This is a genomic window from Flavobacterium sp., from assembly GCF_052437795.1.
In the GTDB taxonomy this organism is placed as follows: domain Bacteria; phylum Bacteroidota; class Bacteroidia; order Flavobacteriales; family Flavobacteriaceae; genus Flavobacterium.
This window is the reverse complement of the sequence record NZ_JBQVPA010000002.1, coordinates 323,618-345,034: the sequence shown is the minus strand read 5'-3', so window position 1 is coordinate 345,034 and position 21,417 is coordinate 323,618. Positions and strand designations below refer to the sequence as shown.

Annotated in this window: 18 protein-coding genes and 1 tRNA gene; 15 read left to right on the top strand and 4 right to left on the bottom strand. The window is 44.8% G+C overall.

The window, feature by feature from the left end; all coding sequences use genetic code 11:
- Nucleotides 1-44: 44 nt before the first annotated feature.
- Genes ACT6R0_RS08255 through ACT6R0_RS08205 form a run of 11 tightly spaced genes read left to right on the top strand, consistent with a single transcriptional unit; the run spans nucleotide 45 to nucleotide 8,162 of the window.
- Nucleotides 45-1,127, top strand: a complete 1,083-nt coding sequence (locus ACT6R0_RS08255; RefSeq protein ID WP_444652748.1) for a hypothetical protein — start codon at nucleotides 45-47, stop codon at nucleotides 1,125-1,127.
- A complete protein-coding gene (locus tag ACT6R0_RS08250) occupies nucleotides 1,127-1,939 on the top strand; it encodes a hypothetical protein (protein WP_444652750.1) in 813 nt (270 codons plus the stop codon). The genes ACT6R0_RS08255 and ACT6R0_RS08250 overlap by 1 nt, the downstream gene beginning before the upstream one ends.
- On the top strand, nucleotides 1,936-2,283 hold the full coding sequence (locus ACT6R0_RS08245) for a hypothetical protein (protein ID WP_444652751.1): 348 nt from the start codon (nucleotides 1,936-1,938) through the stop codon (nucleotides 2,281-2,283). The genes ACT6R0_RS08250 and ACT6R0_RS08245 overlap by 4 nt, the downstream gene beginning before the upstream one ends.
- On the top strand, nucleotides 2,280-2,645 hold the full coding sequence (locus ACT6R0_RS08240; RefSeq protein ID WP_444652753.1) for a hypothetical protein: 366 nt from the start codon (nucleotides 2,280-2,282) through the stop codon (nucleotides 2,643-2,645). Before ACT6R0_RS08245 ends, ACT6R0_RS08240 begins: the two co-directional genes overlap by 4 nt.
- Complete coding sequence (locus ACT6R0_RS08235; RefSeq protein WP_444652755.1) at nucleotides 2,635-3,216, top strand: hypothetical protein; 582 nt, start codon at nucleotides 2,635-2,637, stop codon at nucleotides 3,214-3,216. The genes ACT6R0_RS08240 and ACT6R0_RS08235 overlap by 11 nt, the downstream gene beginning before the upstream one ends.
- Complete coding sequence (locus ACT6R0_RS08230; protein ID WP_444652756.1) at nucleotides 3,192-3,845, top strand: peptidoglycan DD-metalloendopeptidase family protein; 654 nt, start codon at nucleotides 3,192-3,194, stop codon at nucleotides 3,843-3,845. The genes ACT6R0_RS08235 and ACT6R0_RS08230 overlap by 25 nt, the downstream gene beginning before the upstream one ends.
- A gap of 1 nt (nucleotide 3,846) precedes the next feature.
- Nucleotides 3,847-4,458 carry a peptidoglycan-binding domain-containing protein gene (locus tag ACT6R0_RS08225; protein WP_444652757.1) on the top strand — a complete coding sequence of 204 codons (612 nt, stop codon included), beginning with the start codon at nucleotides 3,847-3,849 and terminating at the stop codon, nucleotides 4,456-4,458.
- Nucleotides 4,459-4,461: 3 nt separating this feature from the next.
- Nucleotides 4,462-4,839 carry a hypothetical protein gene (locus ACT6R0_RS08220; protein ID WP_444652759.1) on the top strand — a complete coding sequence of 126 codons (378 nt, stop codon included), beginning with the start codon at nucleotides 4,462-4,464 and terminating at the stop codon, nucleotides 4,837-4,839.
- Between the two features lie 2 nt (nucleotides 4,840-4,841).
- Nucleotides 4,842-5,306, top strand: coding sequence for a hypothetical protein (locus tag ACT6R0_RS08215; protein ID WP_444652760.1), 465 nt, complete (start codon nucleotides 4,842-4,844; stop codon nucleotides 5,304-5,306).
- On the top strand, nucleotides 5,307-7,808 hold the full coding sequence (locus ACT6R0_RS08210; protein ID WP_444652762.1) for a zincin-like metallopeptidase domain-containing protein: 2,502 nt from the start codon (nucleotides 5,307-5,309) through the stop codon (nucleotides 7,806-7,808). It abuts the gene before it with no gap.
- A gap of 15 nt (nucleotides 7,809-7,823) precedes the next feature.
- Nucleotides 7,824-8,162 (top strand): hypothetical protein, encoded by a 339-nt coding sequence (locus tag ACT6R0_RS08205; RefSeq protein WP_444652763.1) that lies wholly within the window; start codon nucleotides 7,824-7,826, stop codon nucleotides 8,160-8,162.
- Between the two features lie 313 nt (nucleotides 8,163-8,475).
- Here the strand turns inward: ACT6R0_RS08205 and ACT6R0_RS08200 are convergent, their stop codons facing one another.
- On the bottom strand, nucleotides 8,476-9,651 hold the full coding sequence (locus tag ACT6R0_RS08200) for a tyrosine-type recombinase/integrase (RefSeq protein WP_444652764.1): 1,176 nt from the start codon (nucleotides 9,649-9,651) through the stop codon (nucleotides 8,476-8,478).
- A gap of 123 nt (nucleotides 9,652-9,774) precedes the next feature.
- Nucleotides 9,775-9,847: transfer RNA gene (locus ACT6R0_RS08195), tRNA-Met, on the bottom strand.
- A 116-nt stretch (nucleotides 9,848-9,963) separates the two neighbouring features.
- Here ACT6R0_RS08195 and era point away from each other — a divergent pair.
- A complete protein-coding gene (era, locus tag ACT6R0_RS08190) occupies nucleotides 9,964-10,848 on the top strand; it encodes a GTPase Era (RefSeq protein ID WP_444652765.1) in 885 nt (294 codons plus the stop codon).
- A 107-nt stretch (nucleotides 10,849-10,955) separates the two neighbouring features.
- Nucleotides 10,956-12,266: a ribosome biogenesis GTPase Der gene (der, locus tag ACT6R0_RS08185; protein WP_444652767.1), complete on the top strand. Its 1,311-nt coding sequence runs from the start codon at nucleotides 10,956-10,958 to the stop codon at nucleotides 12,264-12,266.
- Nucleotides 12,267-12,324: 58 nt separating this feature from the next.
- On the opposite strand, the gene ACT6R0_RS08180 is transcribed toward der, so the two are convergent.
- Complete coding sequence (locus ACT6R0_RS08180) at nucleotides 12,325-12,888, bottom strand: hypothetical protein (protein WP_444652768.1); 564 nt, start codon at nucleotides 12,886-12,888, stop codon at nucleotides 12,325-12,327.
- 153 nt (nucleotides 12,889-13,041) lie between these two features.
- Between ACT6R0_RS08180 and ACT6R0_RS08175 the strand changes: the two genes are divergently transcribed.
- Complete coding sequence (locus ACT6R0_RS08175) at nucleotides 13,042-15,852, top strand: outer membrane beta-barrel protein (RefSeq protein ID WP_444652769.1); 2,811 nt, start codon at nucleotides 13,042-13,044, stop codon at nucleotides 15,850-15,852.
- Between the two features lie 100 nt (nucleotides 15,853-15,952).
- Complete coding sequence (locus tag ACT6R0_RS08170; protein WP_444652770.1) at nucleotides 15,953-18,781, top strand: outer membrane beta-barrel protein; 2,829 nt, start codon at nucleotides 15,953-15,955, stop codon at nucleotides 18,779-18,781.
- A gap of 240 nt (nucleotides 18,782-19,021) precedes the next feature.
- On the opposite strand, the gene ACT6R0_RS08165 is transcribed toward ACT6R0_RS08170, so the two are convergent.
- On the bottom strand, nucleotides 19,022-21,400 hold the full coding sequence (locus ACT6R0_RS08165) for a DUF5686 family protein (RefSeq protein ID WP_444652771.1): 2,379 nt from the start codon (nucleotides 21,398-21,400) through the stop codon (nucleotides 19,022-19,024).
- Nucleotides 21,401-21,417 lie beyond the last annotated feature (17 nt).

Sequence of the window (21,417 nt, the reverse complement as noted above, 5' to 3'; positions counted from 1 at the left end):
GCAGTGGCAGGCGCAGGATATTTACTATACAAAGCATATAAGCAATGAACTCAATAGGCACATCAGTAGACGTATTCGCATTCTCCTCCACCAGCCAGGCGCGCAAGGTGGTTAAAGACGTTGCGGCTACCGACTACACACTGCTTGCTGAAGACATTGATAAGATGCTACAGTTCACAGCCGATACAGAGGTAAAAGTAAAAGTTCCGGCAGGCTTGCCCGAAAATGGCCGCTACGAGATCAAGCAACTTGGTTTAGGAAAGATAGCGGTTAGTGCCGCGAACGGCGTATCACTGTATTCGCCAGATCCTGATACCTACGGGACCACGGTACGTTACTCCCATTTTGTAATTGATTGGGTGGGCACTGTGGATAAATACGTATTGTTCGACAAAGAGAACCTACCGGCGCTCAAGCTTAATAAGGGCGCGAATACGGAGTATGAGAATCTTGCTGATACATCAGAGATACATGGCTTCGCACTGTTCAACCGTTTAGGCGCGATCTTCCGTAGCAACTTTCTTGTATGGAACGAATCACTAAAAAAGCTGACCATCAAAGGCTCACAGGCCATTTGGGAAGCCTACATGGAGGTGACCGATGGCAACATGGGTATCAAGGCCTTAATTGGGGCTGTCGAATCGTTCAAGCTATTTGACAACATAGGCAATTTCTTTTCAACCGGTACCGAGGGCGGAAAAAGGCTATTCCGCATATTCACAGCTACCCGCCTGATGAACGGCTCTTCGTTCAATGAAACCGAGTATAAAGCGATAGAGTGCCTGGGATTGGTAACAACCTTGTTGAAGTCGGTAACACTTCCGGATAATTCCATTCTGACAGTAGATGTCTTCAATATCGCTGTTATGAACGTGGATAAGAACTATGTTACAGGAAAAGCGCAATTTTCATTTAAAAATAATGGTGGCGTGGTATCTAATATTAGCATCAATGCATTGCGATATGATGACCAAAACTCTGTTATAACAAATGGAATGACACTTTCCCGTATTGATGCATCGATCACGGACAAGACAGCCAGCATCAACTTTGTAAATACTGTTGACAAGCTGACCAATGTACACTGTGAGATAAAGTATACCATAACCCTAATGCCGGAAGCCTGATGAATATTATTGAAGGAATGATATTAGGCGGGCTTACCCTGAACACCGAAAAGAATTTCAATTCTATTCCGGGACTAATGCAGTGGAACGATGGCAGAGAGCGCGTAGAGGTCGCTGGTGGCAAGATAAGCCTGTGGGGCGATAAATCCTCCCAAGGCAACAATTTGTATCAATACACGGTCGCAAAACAGCCTACGTACGAAAAAGGACTATGGGTAACATCCAATGATGTGGGGATATATTTAAAGTCGAATCGCAAAGATTACAATTTCCTCCATAACGGGCAAAAATATGGCATTTATGCCATACAGAAGCCAGTATGGTCGTTGGCAACTCCCATATCTGCCGCTAACCTGATTTTTACAGGCGGTGCGGGTTTTACCGGATTGCAGGGCATATTAGGGTCGAATTTAGGAAGCGGACGTAGCGGATATATTCTCAGGGGCAGCGCAAGCTCCCCGAGTAAGCTTATAACGAACCTCCTGGACGTGGCCAGCCCGAACTACTCTCCAAGCAATGCCATCTACACGACATCATTTGTGAACATGGGACAAACGCTTGGCGTGAAGATATTGCATGGAAACGCCGTTGCAACGTCACCGGCATTCTTCCCAACGATGGCAGAGTACCCTACAGGTAATCATTATACGTTCACTGCCATTGCCGGTGCAACAGGAATTACGGCCAAGGTGGGTATGCTCTTAGTGTACAACTGGACGGGCTACACGGGTTCACAAGTGGCCTCATTCGATGCGCAGGTTATGGCACTGCTTAACCAGGAAAAATTAGTATTTCAAAACCTTGATATATGATAATAACGGCAACTAACGGCATCATCTACGAAGTGAGGTTTGCCGCTGAAGAAAATTTTGAGATCGAGCGGGACGACACCAGCACGGGGTTAAGAAAGGTTTTTGTTTTCCAGGATATCGCCATTGGCCCTGTGGAAAGTAAGCGTAAGGAAACCATATTTTATTCATTCGACATTACTCCAACGGGGGAACGGGTATTTGCGGACCGCCACAGCTTTAAGGATTTTGACAGCGAGTTCGATGCGTTCCAGATCTCGGAGGTATGGACAATATTGAAGAATGGCATCCTGAACGATTTTATAAGGAAAGTAGAACTAACAGAAATAGCAAGCAGAGAAGAATGAAAAACTTGATCGATTTTTTTAAAGCCATCCCGGACCAACTGCTGGAGATATTATTTTTTGCATTCTTCGTCTTAATGGGTTCAGTATATAAAATGATGAAGCAAAAAGAGCATGGCGCAAAGATAACAGCTGCGAGGTTTGTTGTCGAGGCATTCATGTCATTTTTCATCGCATCGATCGTGTACGGTTTCATCGACCAGTTTTTTCATTTCAACAGGATGTTCACTTTTGCGATATGCAGCTTTTCAGGGTCGGTTAGTTCTACTTTTCACGCAAAGCTGGAGGAATTTCTCATTGCACTATTTGACGGGGCAAAATTTAAAGTCAACCAATATTTAAAAATTACGAAAGATGAACAATAATGCGCAAAAAGGTTGGGGCTGCTGCCTCGCATTGTTTATAATCCTGCTTTGTCTTACTGCCTTGGTTGGTTGCGGCAGAAAGCCATTGCCAACAAAGGAAACGGCAATTACCGACACTACCACTCATAACACAACGGTAAATAGCCAGGTAAACGAAACCACTGACCGGAACAGGGCAATATTCGACCAGCTCATTGCAACGCTTGGGCAGATCAGGACGGGCGATAAGAATTGCGACACCATTTGTCAGGAGGCCATGGATAATTATTTGTCGCAGCTTAACCATGTCAAGCAGTCCGGGACTAACAATTATCAACTGCTCTATGACAAGAACCAAAAGCAACTGAAGCTTATTGTAGAGTTGGGAGAGACTATCGACCATCTGAAAGCAGAAAAGCACGATAGTATTGTGTATTTGGATAGGCTGAAGACAAAAACCATTACTGAAACAAAATATAAAGTCACTGACTTTTGGCGGTACTCTGCTTATTTAGGATGGGCATTCGCTGCATTTTTGGTTTTCAAAGCATCTAAAAAATTTTACTCATGGCTAAATCCTACTATTATATAGCCGGGGCTATCGTAGCCATATACTTACTTACCATGAAAACAGGAAAAGCATTTTCGGCACCAACAGCTTCAGGAGACCAACGCCTGTGCGATACGCACGGGTGCGGCTCATTTGGCGCATCACGCGGAAGCAGAAAACATTCCGGCATTGATTATATCGCCGCTCCGGGAGAGAACATCTATTCGCCGATATCGGGAAAGGTAACCCGTTTCCCATATCCTTATGCGGGAAATACGATATATAAAGGCATTCAGATAGAGAATGACAAGTATATCGTAAAGATTTTCTACATGGTCGCTTCACTACCTGCGGGCGCATACGTAGCAACCGGCCAAAAGATAGGTGTTGCACAGAACATCGCCGCTAAATATTCCCAGGGAATGACTAACCATGTACACTTTGAGATATGGGACAAGGCTACCGGCAAGGTCATCGATCCTACAAAGCTCATTGGCGGAAGCCCGCTCAACTATAACCTGGTACTGGAGAAAGGAATGAAGAACCTGCCGGAAGTCGTAAAGTTGCAGGAGTTCGTACAAGTTTCAGCTGATGGCATTTTTGGCCCACAGACCGAAGCAGCATTGATGGCGAAAAAAGGAGTGAAGAAAATAGCACTAAAAGATTTTTGATATGGCAAAAGCAAACGACAAAACCCCAATGATAGTTGGAGGTATAGCACTGGCCGCTGTAGCTGCCTTTGTGTTGACAAAGAAAAAGGACAGCCAACCGACATTTGATCCCGGTCAGGTTGCGCCAGAACCAACCCCTGTTGTAAATGTTCCGGTAACACAGCCAGTCGCTATTTCGCTTAATAAGAATTTGCTGCTCAAGAACGGAAGCAAAGGTAGCGAGGTAAAGGAACTGCAAAAGCTATTGGGCATTTCTGCTGATGGCGTTTTCGGAGCGCAAACCGAAGCTGCTCTCTACGCAAAAAAGGGTGTGAAGCAGATCACCCTGAACGAATATGCGAACGTTGCAGGTGTGAACCAAAACCCGCTGAAAGTCGGTGACAGGGTAATGGCAAATAAAAATGGTGTCAAAACCACCATTGCTAACCTTGCCGCCAATCAAACATATTTTGATACCGGGGCTACCTATAAGGCATATGGCTATGGTACTGAGATCGGTAAGATAGTGGCTATATCTACACCAACAAAAAGCCGGTATGTTGTAGAGGTGCAAGTAAATACAGCACTGAAAACAAAAGTGTGGGTAAATGCTGCTGATGTAATAAAACTGTAGATTATGAAAAAGCTTATAATAGTTGCAGGACTTGTAGGAGTTGGTATTTTCCTGATGACCAATAAGAAGTCTGATAAGTCGAATACAGGCACGTCGCCGTCTTCAGGAGGAAGCACACCAGGCAATACGGCCACGAACCCGATAGTTCCGGCAGGATCTGTAACTGCGCCTGGAAACAACAACTCCACCACACCGGCTTCCCCTACGCCAATAGCAGGCACAAATAACACAGCCGCCCTGAAAATTGGCGACCCCGTCCTTTACAATAATCTAAGATGGACTATCAAAAGCATTTCGGGAGATACGGCAAGGCTCGAGCGAGGTTCCGGTATCACGGCAATGAAAGTTTCTGCAAAGCTGATGGAACTGTTTAAATTATAGACATGAAAGCAAAGACATTACTTATAACTGCCGGAATCGTGACGGCCGGCCTTGCGCTAATGGCCTACCAAAAGGTACAGACACTGTTGCAGGTATTCGACCGGATGAGCATTAAGCCATCAGGCATTACCGATTTTAGCCTGAACCTTCAGCAGATCAATTTCAAGTTGGACTTCAAGATAACTAATCCGACAAATGAGGGGTTCTCGGTTACGGGCGCATCCATTGCAAGGCTTAAAAGGATCACGGCTTACTATGATGGCCGGTTCATGGGCATTGCGGAGGTAAACCTTGATGCTATAGAGATCCCGGCACGGTCATACACGATCTTAAAAAAGATGCCATTCCAGGTATCAACACAGAACCTGCTCGAGGCCATTTTCACGATAGACCAAATAGACATTAACAAATTGTCCCTGCATGCAGTAGTTACCGTGCTGGGGAACGATTATATAATTGAGGGGTAAATGAATATAGTAAAAAAGTTCAATGGCTTAAAAGGAGCCGTAATGTCCCGCGTGCGGATCGAGGAACTGATCCAGCAGGCAGCTCGGGAAGAACAATATGATATTGTTTCCAGGTTGTCCGCATTGCTTGCCGACCACCCAAAAGTAGCAAAATTCGATATTGATATTAAAGAACCTGCAATTGAATGTGTTCCCGCTTCAATGGCAGGTTGTTTCCAAATGGATGAGATCAATGAGGAAACCGGACTTAACGGTGTAGGCCAACAAGAGATTTACGATATGGTCACGGATATGATCCTAAATACTATTGCTACTGTAGGCCACCTCCCATGGCAAAAAGAATGGAAAGGATCAGGCGGCAATGCTGCCAAAAATTATGTTTCAAAAAAGACATATACCGGGATCAATTTTATTATGCTCAATTTCGAGCAAAAAGAAGATAAGGACGGCAACCCTTACTTAGTGCCGATCAATTTCAAACAACCTTATTACTTAACTTTTAAGCAGATCCAATCTGCAAAAGCGACATTACGTAAAGGCAGTAGGGCAAGCAGGGTATTTTATTACACCCCGATTTTTGCTTATGACAATAACGGTCAAAAGATCCGGACTTCCGATAAAGAGAAATTCTTGAATTTCATACGTTCAAATGGCATCACACCCGAAAATGTCAAAAAGTTCGCCTATCAGGTACCTGTTGTGAAATATTACAACGTCTATCGGGCAGATGATTGTGACGGGCTGAAATTTCCCGAACAAATGCCGCGCACGATCGTTGAGCCTATAGAAGCGGCACAAGCTATCATTGATCATTATCCTGCATCACCAAAATATACTTTTGGTGGCGATGGCGCATTTTATCTTCCGGCCATGGACACTATAAATATGCCGGTGATCGAGGACTTTTCACAACCGGCATTTTATTATAGCACTTACTTTCATGAGATCGTACACAGTACCGGCCATTCCAAAAGGCTTGACCGTGGCAATGATACACGCAGGCGTGATGGCAGCATGGATGATAAAAAGGCTTACGCATTCGAGGAACTTATAGCAGAGCTTGGCGCAGTATACCTGTGTAGCGAGGCAGGCATCTTATTTTCTACCAAAGAGAACAATGCAAAATATCTGGCGCACTGGAACGGCCAGTTGTCAAAGATCTTGAAAGAGGACAACCGTTTCTTTTTTCGCGCAGCTGCTGCAGCCCAAAAAGGCACCAACCATGTACTTGACCTAAATGCGGATGGTATGCCGGCATACCAGCGTCAGGCAATTAAAAAAGGGCCTTTAATAAAGCCAAAGAAAAAAGTTTCCGTTACCAAATCAAATAAGAAACAGGTAATAAATAAAATTGTTGGCTATGCGCTGATCGATAACATTTCCGGTAAAATGGCAGCTTCAAAGGAAACCCTTGCCGAACTGGAAAAGGTTTACCACGAATTAAAAGACGCAAAATTTGCCAAGCTGCCCCCAATCGTTAGGGAGGTTATTTTAGTTGCCGGTAAAAATAAGTTGGGCAAGGTTGTCGAGGTAGAATTTAAAAAAGATCTGATCGAGAGAGCCGCCCGTTCGCGGTCGAGAGCTAAAGCAGATCCAGCGCAATTATCATTGTTAGGCAGGAAACCTGGAAGTGTACGTGGACTACGGGGTATAGTTAATGAGGATGAATTAAATGATAACTATGAGGCATTAAGAAATGAGATAGAACTTTCGCGCCCGGTACCTGAACCAGCCATTGTTCCCGCACCGGTAGCAGTGCCTAAAAGCCACCATCCAAAAGTTATGAAGATCGGCGGAACTGGCCAGCCCTCTGAATATTTTACTGTTGCCGGTGAAGTTGGTAAATTCCTGCAACGCGTAGAGCGAAAGCCAAAAGAAAGTGTGGTAATTACTATGGACGGTGAGCGTGGGGCAGGCAAAACGACAACATTATACAAGTTCATCGAAGCTTTTTCGGCGCCAGGTAACAGTTGCTTGTTTTTATCCTTAGAGGAGCATCCCGAAAGTAGCTTGGCTAAAGATAAGGCTGAGAAATATCTATCTCCCGAAACAATCCAACGCCTCGATACAACGGCTGAAGTAGATTCGGCACCTGAGCTATATGACCTGGTTAAAAATTACGATATAATATTCATTGACAGCTGGCAAAAATTGGTGCGTATGATTGGCTCAATACGCATGGATGAAGATTTACGGAAAAAGTTTGACGCTAAAGTGTTTGTGATAATCTTCCAGCAGACAACTGATGGTAAAACAAAAGGTGGTGCTGAAATAGGCTTTGATGGCGATATCATTATAAAAATGATCAAGGAAGCCAGGTTCAGTGACAATTATGCCTATTTCGACAAAAACCGGTATACACTTATTCCACTGGAAACAATACAATACAATATAGCAAATGGAACTTGCTACAACCCGGAAGCGCAGGCAGAACCTGTCCTGAAGCCAGTTGAGCCCGCCGCCACGATAGACAAACCAAGACTTAAATTTAATGTAATATAATATAAATCAATAATTATGAAAAGCACAATTCCCGGAAGGATCGTTCACTTCCACCCAAATGGCTCTGAAGGCCACAACCTGCCGAATGGAATGGAATTCGCACCGGCAATCGTTGTCCAGGTGTTTGAAAACAATGTAAACCTAAACATCTATACTGCTGATGCATCCGGCGAACCTGTAAAAGTCGGCTGGAGCATATCGCACAAGGATGATGCACAGGATGGACAACCATACTGGGTAAATCTGCCGGTCGCAGACAAAACGAAAAAACAAAATGTAGAACCTCTAAAAGAAAAACAGGATGGCAACAACCAAGAAGAAGGCTCCGGCCAAAAGGAAGAAACCCACACTTAAAAAAGTGTGCAGGTCAGTTGTAAAGCAGGAGGGTGTCAACAAGACTACCGGCCAGCTTAAAAAAGGCTATAAATATGCCAAGGGTGGCCGCGTGGTCAAGGCTAAAGCCAAAAAGTAAGAGAACCGCTCAGTTGAGCGGTTTTTTTATCCCCACACCCCATTGTTTATATGTTTACAAAACACATTGTAAACAATAATGTAAACATAAATATTAAGCTATAATACTATAAATCAATGTGTTAATATTTTTATTTACTTTGTTTACAATGTTTATATAGTTTTCAGCTTTTATTTTGTTTAGGTGCGCAAGTTTTTAAAAAGATGCTCCCGACTTTTTAATTTGTTCGTTGCCAGGCTTGATGTATGGAGTATAAAGTTCAGTCGTTTTTAAATCTTTATGGCGTGCCTGGTCACGGATAACCAATGCAGGAATATTGAGTAGGAACAGGTCAGTAATACCTGTCCGTTTTAGGTCATACCACTGAATATTTGCAGGCAGATCATATTTTTTCCTGAAGATGGCCCACAGGTCTGATATCTTCTTAGGCGCTAACTTTAGCACTCCCGGAACAAGGTCAGTTTTTGAAAAGGCATAGTCATTAATGTTGGCTTCTCTTAATTGTACTATCAACATTGGCAAAAGATTTTCCGGAATTGTAGCGAATTCGGTTTTGCTTTTATATTTACCTTCTCCGCAAGGTATTGTTATGATGCCTCGATCCAAATCAAAATCCCGGACTTTTAGTTTTGTGAGTTCAGTCCTACGTACCAGCCCATAGTATGAACACATACAAAGCACGAAAAATGACCAATTGAATTCCGGCAGCTTATCCCGAATAATCTCCTTAACCCATTTAGGAATTGGCTCTCGTTTTTTTCCGGAAGTTGCTTTTGTAGTAAGCTCATTCGTTGGGTTTTCTTTCAGGTATGATTTTTCAATTAGGAAAGTACAAAATGTAATAATAAAATTAAGATGATTATTATAGGTGCGTGGGGAATTTTCGCGATCATAATAGATCCAGTCGAGGTAGTCAACAATAAATGACTTGTTAAATTCGAGAGCAAAAGTTAGTGTGATTTTTTTCTCCTCCATGTAAGTCGCTATCATATTGAGAAACGACTTATAGGTTCTAAATGTGTCCTCGCTCTTAACTTGCTTCTTTACATCTCGTTGAGTGTAGTCTAAAAATTTATCCACGCACTCGCGGAATGGACGGAAAGAATTTTGGCCATTCTGTTCCAGGGCAGGATGCCATCCTTCCTCCAGCTTCCTGTTGATCTCAGCTTCCATTTTCTTGGCCACCTTTCGGCGTTCCTTTAAATTCTTAAGCTTTGGTACCCTGCGGCGTTCCCTTTCCAGTTTGCCGGTAACCGGATTCTTGGCATAAAATACAATCAGCCAATCCTGATTGATGCGAAGCTCGGCAGGAATGTAATCTACGAATTCCCTTGCTTTTGCGCGTGATGTTAAAATCTGAAAATTTTGCATTTTTTTTTACGGCTCCAAAAATTTTTAAATTTTGGAACTGCAAAAGTTGATACAAATTTGACACGACCTATTAAAAAGCAAAACCGAAAACCCTTGTGTTGATTGGGTTTTCGGTTTTCTTAGTAGCGGGAACAGGACTCGAACCTGTGACCTTCGGGTTATGAGCCCGACGAGCTGCCTACTGCTCTATCCCGCGCTGTTTCGAGTGCAAATATACCACCATTATTTGAATTAGCAACTAAATTTGAATAAAAATCTTTTATTTCTACTATTCCATTGATATGCCTACCTTTGCGGGATAATTATTTTTCTATGTCACATAAAGCCGGTTTCGTTAATATAATAGGCAACCCCAATGTTGGGAAATCAACCCTCATGAACGCATTTGTGGGCGAGCGCCTCTCTATAATCACCTCTAAAGCACAGACTACGCGCCACCGTATACTGGGCATCGTCAACGGCGATGACTTCCAGGTAGTGCTATCCGATACGCCGGGTATCATCAAGCCTGCTTACGAACTGCAAAGCTCGATGATGGACTTTGTAAAGTCGGCCTTTGAGGATGCCGACATCCTTATCTATATGGTAGAGATCGGCGAAAAGGAGCTTAAGGACGAGGCGTTCTTCAACAAGATCATCCACGCAAAGATTCCTGTACTGCTATTGCTCAACAAGATCGACAAATCGACGCAGGAGCAGCTGGAGGAGCAGGTACAGTTCTGGACGGAGAAAGTACCGAATGCAGAGATATATCCTATCTCCGCATTGCAGAACTTCAACGTTAAGGAAGTATTCAGCCGCATCATCGAATTAATGCCATTGTCGCCACCTTATTATCCTAAAGATACACTTACCGATAAGCCGGAACGCTTTTTCGTAAATGAGACCATCCGCGAAAAGATCCTCTTGCATTACGACAAAGAGATCCCGTATGCCGTAGAAATTGAAACTGAAGAGTTTATCGAAAGCGACGATATCATCCGTATCCGTGCCCTTATCATGGTGGAGCGCGATACACAAAAAGGTATTATCATTGGCCACAAAGGCGAAGCCATCAAGCGTGTAGGCATGGAAGCCCGCGCCGACCTGGAGAAGTTCTTTGGCAAGCAGATACACATAGAAATGTTCGTAAAGGTCAATAAAGACTGGAGAAGCAACAACTACCAGTTGAGGAGGTTTGGGTATAATCAGAAGTAGTTTTATTTGTTTAAGGTTTCAAGTTTAAGGTTCCGGGCGGCAACTTGGAACTTTAAACCTGAAACCTGAAACTTTTCCGTACTTTTGCAAAAAATTAAAAATCAGGAATGAATAATATCGTAGCCATAGTAGGTAGGCCGAATGTGGGCAAGTCCACTTTTTTTAACAGGCTGATACAGCGCAGGGAAGCTATTGTCGACTCGGTGAGCGGGGTAACGCGCGACCGTAATTACGGCAAGAGCGAATGGAACGGAAAAGAATTTTCGGTGATCGATACCGGTGGCTACATTAAAGGATCTGACGATGTTTTTGAGGCCGAGATACGCCGCCAGGTAGAACTGGCGATCGACGAAGCCGACGTTATCATATTTTTGGTGGATGTCGAAGAAGGCATTACACCCATGGACGATGAAGTGGCAAAATTGCTGCGTAAAGTAACAAAGCCGGTGCTCGTTGCCGTTAACAAGGTGGACAACTCCATGCGTGAAAAAGACGCGGTAGAGTTTTACAACCTTGGCCTTGGCGAATACTATACCATTGCGGGAATGAGCGGCTCGGGTACCGGAGAATTGCTGGATGCCCTTGTAAAGCTGATGCCGGAGGCTGTTGCCCCTGATGAAAATGCCGTTACACTGCCGCGTTTTGCCGTAGTGGGACGCCCCAATGCAGGTAAGTCATCGTTCATTAACGCGCTTATAGGCGAAGATCGTTTTGTGGTTACCGACATTGCCGGTACAACCCGCGATGCCATTGATACTACCTACAACCGCTTCGGTTTTGAATTTAACCTTGTTGATACTGCGGGTATCCGCCGTAAGGCGAAGGTAAAGGAAGACCTTGAATTCTATTCGGTAATGCGTTCCGTACGTGCCATAGAACACAGCGATATATGTATCCTCGTTATTGACGCTACACGCGGCTTTGAAGGCCAGGACCAGAGTATCTTCTGGCTTGCCGAAAAGAACCGCAAGGGTGTCGTAATATTGGTTAACAAATGGGACCTTGTAGAAAAGGAGACCATGACCACCCGCGACTATGAGCGCAAGATACGCGAAGAGCTGCAGCCATTTACCGATGTGCCTATCCTTTTCGTATCGGCAATAACAAAGCAGCGTTTGCTAAAGGCTCTGGAAACAGCAGTCGAGGTATTCGAGAACAGGAAGCAACGCATTGCGACCTCCAAGCTTAACGAGACCATGCTGCCTATTATCGAGAATCATCCGCCACCGGCACTAAAAGGCAAGTATGTTAAGATCAAGTTCTGTATGCAGCTGCCTACGCCTACGCCGCAGTTCGTATTCTTCTGCAACCTGCCGCAGTATGTAAAGGACCCGTACAAGCGTTACCTTGAGAACAAGATGCGCGAGATATACAATTTTGAGGGTGTGCCGATAGACATTTACTTCAGGCAGAAGTAATCATAAAACAAAACCCGGAGCTCTAACTCCGGGTTTTTCAGTAAACAAACCGCCCTCCCTACCTGACAAGTATTGCATCTGAAGTAACAAATATGTTCCTGTAGGCACCGCTGCCTTCACAACGTGTCTTGTTGGTGCTTTTCAGCTTTTCGTCCACACAGTTATAGAAGATCTGCGCCGCGCTTCCCTTCTGCCCGTCGACCAGCTCATACATCATCCCTTCTTCTTTAGAAAGATAGCGCTTTGAGCCATCGGGCCACTTATTCTTTACCGGCATCAAGTCCTTCATTGTATACACTCCCCTGAAGGTATTATAAAAAATAAAGTGGTGGTAAATGGAGTTCTGATTATCCGCCGTAGGATACGAGAACGCCATGACATATCCTTCGCAGTCGGCACTTTTGCAAAATATATCATCCTGCTGGTTAATGCGGAACTGCACGCTGTAGTGCCCCACATCGCCCTCCTGTTTCACCAGCGCATAGCGCACCTGCATGGCTTTATCCGATTGTACAAAGAACCAGTTGGTATAGTCCGCTTCCTTTTGCGCAAAGACTGACAGTGTGAACAGCGACAGCATTGCAAGGCAAAGCGTTTTTTGGCATTTATTCCTGAATTTCATAATTGGTGATCTTTTGGTTATAGTGTAAAATTCATCCAAATAAGATTTGCAGGCAATACCTATAAGTGGGTATTTTTACCGGTGAACTTTAAATGGCATACTAAAACAATGAATATTCGGTTTAGTATGTAACCAGCAGCCTGTTATCAACCTATGCGCCAACTTTTACTTTTGCTTTTCTTTTTTGGGATAGCCGGCTACGGCCAGTCGGTAACGCTTCGCGGCGTAGTGGCAGACAGTGCCAGCATACCGCTCGAATCGGCCACCGTATACCTGATGCGTGCGAAAGATTCATCGGTGGTAGATTATACCATTTCGGGTAAAAGCGGTGGTTGGGAATTAAAAGTGCCCACCATGGCGGCACCTGCTACACTGAAGATTTCTTTTGTGGGAATGGCCAACTATACCGAAGCACTTTCGGCAATAGATAAAGACCGCGATTTTGGCACCATAAAGCTTAAGGACCTGCCTACTGAACTTAATGAAGTGATCATTGAAAGCGAGATACCGCCTATCCGCATTAAAAAAGACACGCTTGAATTCAATGCGTCATCGTTCAAGGTCAGGCCCGACGCCAATGTGGAAGCCTTGCTGAAACAATTGCCCGGAGTAGTTATAACACCCGACAAAAAGATAACCGTGAACGGCAAGGAAGTAAACCAGATACTGGTGAACGGCAAGCCCTTTTTCGACGAGAACGGCCAGATCGCTTTGCAAAACCTCCCCGCCGACATGATCGACAAAGTACAGGTGAGTGATACCAAGACCAAAAAAGAAGAGCTTGCGGGCCAACAGGCAAGCGGCGAGAATGCCAGTATAAACCTCACCATAAAAAAGGATAAGAACAAAGGGCTCTTTGGGCGTGTCACGACAGGCTACGGCAGTGACGGACGGTATGAGGCCAGCGGGCTGGTCAACTATTTTAAGGACAAGAAAAAGTTCAGTGTGCTGGCATCATCCAACAACATTAACTCTTCCGGATTTTCGATGGACGAAGTTTTTGGGGCCGTAGGCCGTGGCGGGGGTATCAGGTCGTTTAACAGTGGTGGCAACGCACAGGGGATCACACTCAGCAATACTGTCGGCGTGAACTATAGCGATGAGTGGTTCAAAAATTTTGAGGCGGCTACCAGTTACAACTACAACAGTTCCTCTACCGGGAACAGCCGCAGGTATGACGCGATAAATTATCAACCCGAGGGGGAGGACACCGACAATCCCGGCACGTTCATAGACAAGAGCTACCGCACCGGATCATCATCACGTTCGGACAGCGACACCTATTCGCACAGCATCAACTCGGACCTGCAGTATAAGATCGACTCTACAGCCACGATACATTACCGGCCCGTTTTCCGCACATCCAATTCCTCGAGCTCCTCATCATCACAAAGCTATTCGCAAAGGCTTTTTGATGAAAAGCTCCTTAATGAGAATACAGCCGACAGCTACTCTGAAAGTGATTCAGAAACCTTCAGCAGCAACCTGAACTACTTCAAAAGGTATGGTAAAAAAGGAAGGGGGCTCAGCCTGAACGCATCCAACTCCAATAGTGAGAACGGGCGCATGAACCTTAACCGGTCCAATACGACAAGGTACAAATATCCCGGCGGAGTTACTGAAACCATAATTGACAACCGCAACCAGGTGATCGATGATTCCGGGGGAACCGACCTTTATAACGTGAACATCGAATTTATCGAACCCCTTACCGACTCTCTTAAACTGAACCTTATAGCCAATTACCGCTGGAACAAGGATGTTGACAGCAGGAACAGTTTTGATCTCGACCCGGTATCAGGCACCTATTCAGTTTTTAACGATTCGCTTTCAAACTATACAACTTCACGGACAAGTACACTTGGGCCGGCGGTGGGATTATTTTTAGACAAGTCCAAACTCAGGGCCAGCGCAGAGATAGGCACACAATTTACAAACTTCAGCAACCACGCCCTGTATATAGGTGATAATTATGACCTGAACAAAAATTACATACTGCCAAGGGCAACGGCAAGGGCCAATTACCGGTTCAATAAATCGAAGTCGGTCTATGCCAATTACCGCTACTCGGCAACTTTTCCGTCGGCTACACAACTTTTGCCTGTGGTAGACATCAGCAACCCACTGAACACTATTACCGGGAACCCAAACCTGGACCCTACCAGTTCACACAATATAATGGCAGGCTATCGTAATTATAATACCGCGAAGCTTTCAGGACTTAACATTTCGGGGAACATAACACTGTATAACGATGAAGTGGTGGGGTATACCGAAACGGACGAAAGCGCCAAGCGGGAGACCACCTACCGGAACATTTCGGGCACCATGACATCATCCTTATCCGTAAGCTGGAACAAAACCTTTAAGCAGGAGGCCCATGAGTGGCTCGTGGCGGCAGGCATCAATGCCAACTTCAGTACAGATAAAGGCTACCTCAATACTGTGCTTTATAACTCCAGATCTGTTGGCCTGACGCCTAATTTCAACGTGACCTATCGCTATGGCGAGCTGCTGAATATCAGGCCGTCGTACAACTTCAGCTATAACGAATACAACTACAGCAACTACAGCGTAAGTTCGGCCTCAAGCTTCATGCATACCGCAGGCCTCGAAGCTACCAGCTATTGGCCTAAGCATACTGTTATTGGCGCCGACCTCGGGTATACTTATAATTCTAACATACCGGACGGGTTCCCGAAAGACTTTTATCTGCTCAATACCAGTATTGGATACAACTTTCTGAATGACAAGCTCATGTTCAAGGCAAAGGTATACGACCTTCTCAACCAGAATACCGGTGTAAAAAGGACAGTTGACCCTACCTCTGTGACCAATGAAGAGAACACGGTGCTAAGGCGGTACGTGATGTTCTCCCTTACCTGGAAGTTCAACAAGTTCGGCGGCACTCCCCCAGCTCCGGAAAGGCAACGCGGCCCTGGCATGAGAAGAATGAGGCCATAGTTAAAAAGTTGCTGTTTTCAGTATATTCCATAATAAAATAGTTACTTAGCAGTTTTATAGGGGAAACCTTACCATTAAACCAACCTATTATCAAAATTACATGCACAAATTACTCACGTTCCTATTATTTTTTGCCTTTACAACATTAAGCTACTGCCAAAATATTACCCTAAAGGGAAAAATCACCGATGCTCAGGACATTCCGCTTGAATCGGCAACGGTTTACCTTACCTCAGTAAAAGACTCTACAATGATCGATTACACCATTACCGGAAAAAACGGTAGCTGGGAGATAAAGACCCGGAAGATCACGCAGCCGGTATTCCTCAAGATCTCATTCATCGGCATGTCCGATTATAAGCAGCAGCTTGATTCGGCTACCGAAGACAAAGACTTTGGCACCGTAAAACTGGAAGACAAGCCTTCGGAATTGAATGAGGTCGTCATCGAATCAGAGATCCCTCCTATCCGTATAAAATCGGATACACTGGAATTTAACGCGGCGTCGTTCAAAGTACGCCCCGATGCCAACGTGGAGGCACTCCTCAAGCAGCTGCCCGGCGTTGACATCGACGAGGAAGGCAAGATAACCGTGAACGGCAAGGAAGTGAACCAGATACTCGTGAACGGCAAGCCCTTTTTTGACCGTGACGGTAAAGTGGCATTACAAAACCTGCCTGCCGATATCATCAACAAAGTGCAGGTAACTGAATCTAAAAGCAAGCAGGAGGAACTTTCCGGCCAAAAAGCAAGTACCGATAACGCCAGCATCAACCTTACCATAGACGAAGAAAAGAACAAGGGTTACTTCGGTAAGCTCATGGGCGGCTACGGCAGCGACGACCGTTATGAAAGCAGCCTGTTAGCCAATTATTTTAAAGGCCCAACCAAAATTAGCCTGCTTGCATCATCCAACAATATCAACTCCAGCGGCTTTAGCATGGACGAGATCTTCGATACCATGGGTGGCGGGCGCAACAGCTCTTTCTGGAGCAGCGACGATGGCAGCTTTAGCGTGAACGGTATGCAGTTTGGCGGCGGGAGGGGGATTACGCAGTCCAACATACTTGGGCTTAACTATGCTGACGAATGGGCAAAAGGCTTTGATGGTAATGGGAGTTATTTTTACAGTAGCGCCGATACCGATAATCAAAACCGTTCCAGCGAGACGAATTTCCTTCCGGTAGATGCCACGACAGGCGACCTGACCGACCCGAGTTATCGCGTTGATTCGCGCTCTAAAACAAATACAAGCCGCTACGCACACAACTTCAACACCGAGTTTGACATTAAGATCGATTCCACTACATCGATCTATTTTGCACCGAAATTTGTTACAGCCAATTCGAAATACAGGAACACATCGAGCCAGGAATCCTACCGTATAGCCGATGGCCGCCCGATGAACGAGAGCGTGAACAATAACTTCACCAACAACGACAACAAAGGCTTTGAAAGCTACTTTGTATTTAACAAAGCTTTTAAGAAGAAAGGCAGGTCGATGAACGTAATCCTTCAAAACGATAATAAAGTAGATGATGGGACGGAATATAATGCTTATGACATTAATACCTACAAATACGAGAATGGCGAACAAACGGTAAAAAACAGGAACAGGGACCAGTTGCGCCTTAACCGCCAGGCCAACGATAATTATACTGTAGGAATTGAATACCTTGAACCGGTAACGGATTCGATGAACGTAAAAATAGGCATGATCTATGAGAATAAGAGAATGCTCCAGGACCGCGATGGTTTTGACCTTGACCCGCTTACCAACCGCTACAGTGTTTACAATGACTCGCTGACCAACTATATGGCCTCAAAGACCAACACGCTAAAGCCAGTTGCCGGCTTTAGCATCAGCAAGGGTAAATTGTGGTTCAATTTTGAAGCCGGGCCGCAAATATCAAGGTTTGACAACTATTCACTATACAGGGGCGCTAATACAAAACTGGTAAAAGACTATGTGCTGCCCGCAGCGAACATGAACATGAATTATCAAATTTCGAAATCCAGTTCAGTGTATCTTTACTACAACTATGATGTAACATTCCCGCAGCCCAACATGATCCTCCCTGTAGATGATGTAAGCAACCCGCTTGCCATAACCCGTGGTAACAGCGACCTCGACCCGCAACGCTACCATAGCGTGAATCTGGGTTTCCGCGATTTTGATTATGCCACGCGCTCCGGATATAACTTTTGGGCCGGAGGTAATTTTAACCACGACGAAATAAAAGGCTTTACCGAAGTAAACACAAGTGGGGAGCGTACTACCCAATACACTAATGTTTCCGGCACATTTTATACGTGGTTCGGGGGTAATTATAACAAGTCAATCAAGACGGAAGGAGGAAATACCTATCGTTTCAGCTTAGGACTTAACGGTGGATTTAATGTTGACAAAGGATTCCTTAATGATGTGCTGTTTGATTCCAAGTCAGTACGCTTAACTCCAAGAATAAACTTCACTTATGAGTATGGCGAACTGCTTACCATAAGCCCGTCATACAACTTTACCTATCGACAAACCAATTTCTCTGACAATTATCCTGTAGGGGAGGCAAGCAATGCCGTGCACAGGATCAATTTACAAACTACCAGCCGCTGGCCCAAGCACGTAGTATTTGGGAACGACTTTGGCTATACCTATACCACACAGATAGCTAATGGCTTTAAGCCCGACTTTTTCCTTTGGAACAGCAGCCTAGGTTATAACTTTTTACAAGACCATCTACTATTCAAAGTGAAAGTATACGACATGCTCAACCAGAATATTGGTACCACGCGGAATATTACCCCAACCAGCATTCGCGATGAGGAAAACACAGTATTAAGACGTTACGTGATGTTCTCACTTACCTTTAAGCTGGACAAGTTTGCCAAGAAGAAAGAAGAAGGGGGAAGCCCGTTCTGGTGGTTCTAAAATAGTATCTACAAAAGCTGTCCGAAAGGGCAGCTTTTTTTATTTAATCGACTTCATCGACATGATCTCTTCTACTTTACTTCAGACCCCGCCTAACCTCTCCAAAGAAGAGTAGGAGCCTGCACCCAATACAATTATGAATTACATTACCTTCAAAATACTGAATTAGATGACGAAATATAGAGTGAAGCTACACTCTCTCCTTTGGAGAGGGATGGCGTGAGGTTATTGTATCAGGCATTACTTTATTGAAAAGCTCGCCGTTATCTTGAGCGCCAGGTTATCGTTGAAATTGTCGTAGGCATAACCGCCATACCTGCAGAAGACCCCCGCCCCAAGGCCAAGGTAACCCAGGTTCATATAATTCATCTTGACAAGGTTATCTACCTGCAGGCCGGTTTCCATAAAGAGTTTGTTCTTTACCTTAAAGTCGGTCAGGTGGCTGTAGGGGTTGTGCAGGTCGCCATAGCCAAAATTATTATGAATTGACAACACCGGCTGCAGCCATTCGGTTTTGAAGAGCAGACTTTCAAAGTTATGGGCAGTAAAAAGGTTGACATACCTGTCGGATAAAAATTCATACGGCAGTACCGTCTGGAAAGTATTTTTTATAATGATCTTGGTATCATCATCGTAGCTGCCTTCGCCGGTAAAAAGCTGCCCATACGGCACCGGCTTATCAATGTAGCCGCCTTCTATGCGGTATGATGTTTTACCTAAGCTTTTGGTGTAAAACGAATCTTCGATGACCGCTTCTATCTTATTGTAATTAAGATCGCCGTCAAACATATCCTTAATGCCCTTTGTATAATAAAAATACAATATCGGCCAGGCCGTGCCCGCGCTTATATTCTGCCTAAAAGAGTTTACGATCTTTTCTTTGTAGGCAAATCTCAGGCCTACGCCAATGGTACTGTTGTCATATCTTGTAAAAGCTGTACCGTCGTTTACGAACGCATAGGGATAGAGTGGGCTGACCCTTTGATGGTTCAGGCTAACGTTCCACCTTAAATAGCGCATGGTCCTGAAGCCAACATTAAAAGTTTCCTCCTGCACCCTGTCCATTCGGTAGGCAATGACATCGCGGAAGTTATAGTAACTGAAATCGGCATGCTTAAAGCCATGCTTGCCCACCTCGACCAGATTATCCTGGTACTTTGCCCCAATGGAGAACTCATGCTTTTTAGAAAGCTCATAGTTAATTTCCCCGCCATATTTCCACTTTTCATCCTTGAGGCCATAGCCAAAAAACCCGCCAAGCGTAAGCCTGTCAAACAACTTTTCATTGGTATGCATTCCAAGCCCAAGCCTGAAGCCTTCGTATTTATTGTATACCAGTGTTTTACCCAGGTCGATATCGACATATTTTACCGGTATCCTACCGCGTACCAGCTTTTCGACCAATGTAAGCAGGCCGTCGAAATTATTCTTTTCGCCTATGCTGTCAATGACCCTGTAGGTGGTAGCTTCTTCGATATTGAGGGCTTCACGCCGTGCCGATCGCCAGTAGATACTGTCTTTTTTCGCGGCATCATCATCGATCCAGACCGATTCGAGCCTGAAGTCTTTTTTACGCAACGGCACATTGAGCTGCACATTGTCAATGTAGCTCCTGCCCTGCACGATCATCCCGATCTTCTTTGTGGGGTAGTCATTCATTATCAGCGCATATTCCAGCTGTTGCGGGAACCATTGCCCGTCAATAAGGCTGTACTGCTGCTGGATCTTAATATCGATCTTTCCTTTTTCGAAAGGGGTGGCCGAAACGTTTTGCAGCGCGTATTTATTCGTATTGATATAAAGCAGGCCGGTAAGCCCGTCAAAATTCTTGCGCGGCAATGGCTTGTAGGATATCACATATACTGTGTCGCGGCCCTGATAGAGCGTATCCCGCAATATAAATTTGTATTTATTCAGGCTGCCTTTGCTTACCGGATTTAAGTAGTTGACATTGATGAAAGGGATATTGTCCTTGTAAAATGAGAACGGCTGCAGGTCGGTGGCGAGTGAAGCAAAAGAGGGATCTTTAAAGCCGGAAACTTTGGTGGCCAGTACCACTTCCTCGCTGTTATCGTGCGAAATGAATTTCCTTTCTGTAACCGACTCCATCATGAAGATGTGCCCATTTTGTAGTTTTTCTTTTAGCTTGATGCTGTCATTCTTATCCTTTGACTTAAAATCGTAAATAACTTTATTATAGGAATTGTATTTGAAGGAAGTGATGTTCTCGGGATCATTCAGCTCTTTGTTAGCTATCACCTTTCGCATGATGGCATTGGCAGGGTTCTCCCCCTGGTTGACGATTACCTCATCCAGCATGTTTTCGGCAAATGCCAACTCTATGATAATGTCCTGCCTGTTGCCTGATAGTTGCACTGCCTGTTCCTCATATCCTACGTAGCTGCATTTTATCGTGTGTATGGCCTCGGCGCCGGAATAGACAAACTTGCCATCTATGTTGGTCGTAGTGCCAAAGCGGGGATCAGTGTTAAAGATAACAGAGGCGAATGCTAGAGGCTCGCCGGTATCTTTATCCTTTACCTTACCGCTGATGCGGTGTTGTCCGTAAGAAACCGTTATAAAAAAGGAGAGGAAGAACAATAATGATCGTAGTTGCATGATTGGTGATTTGATCG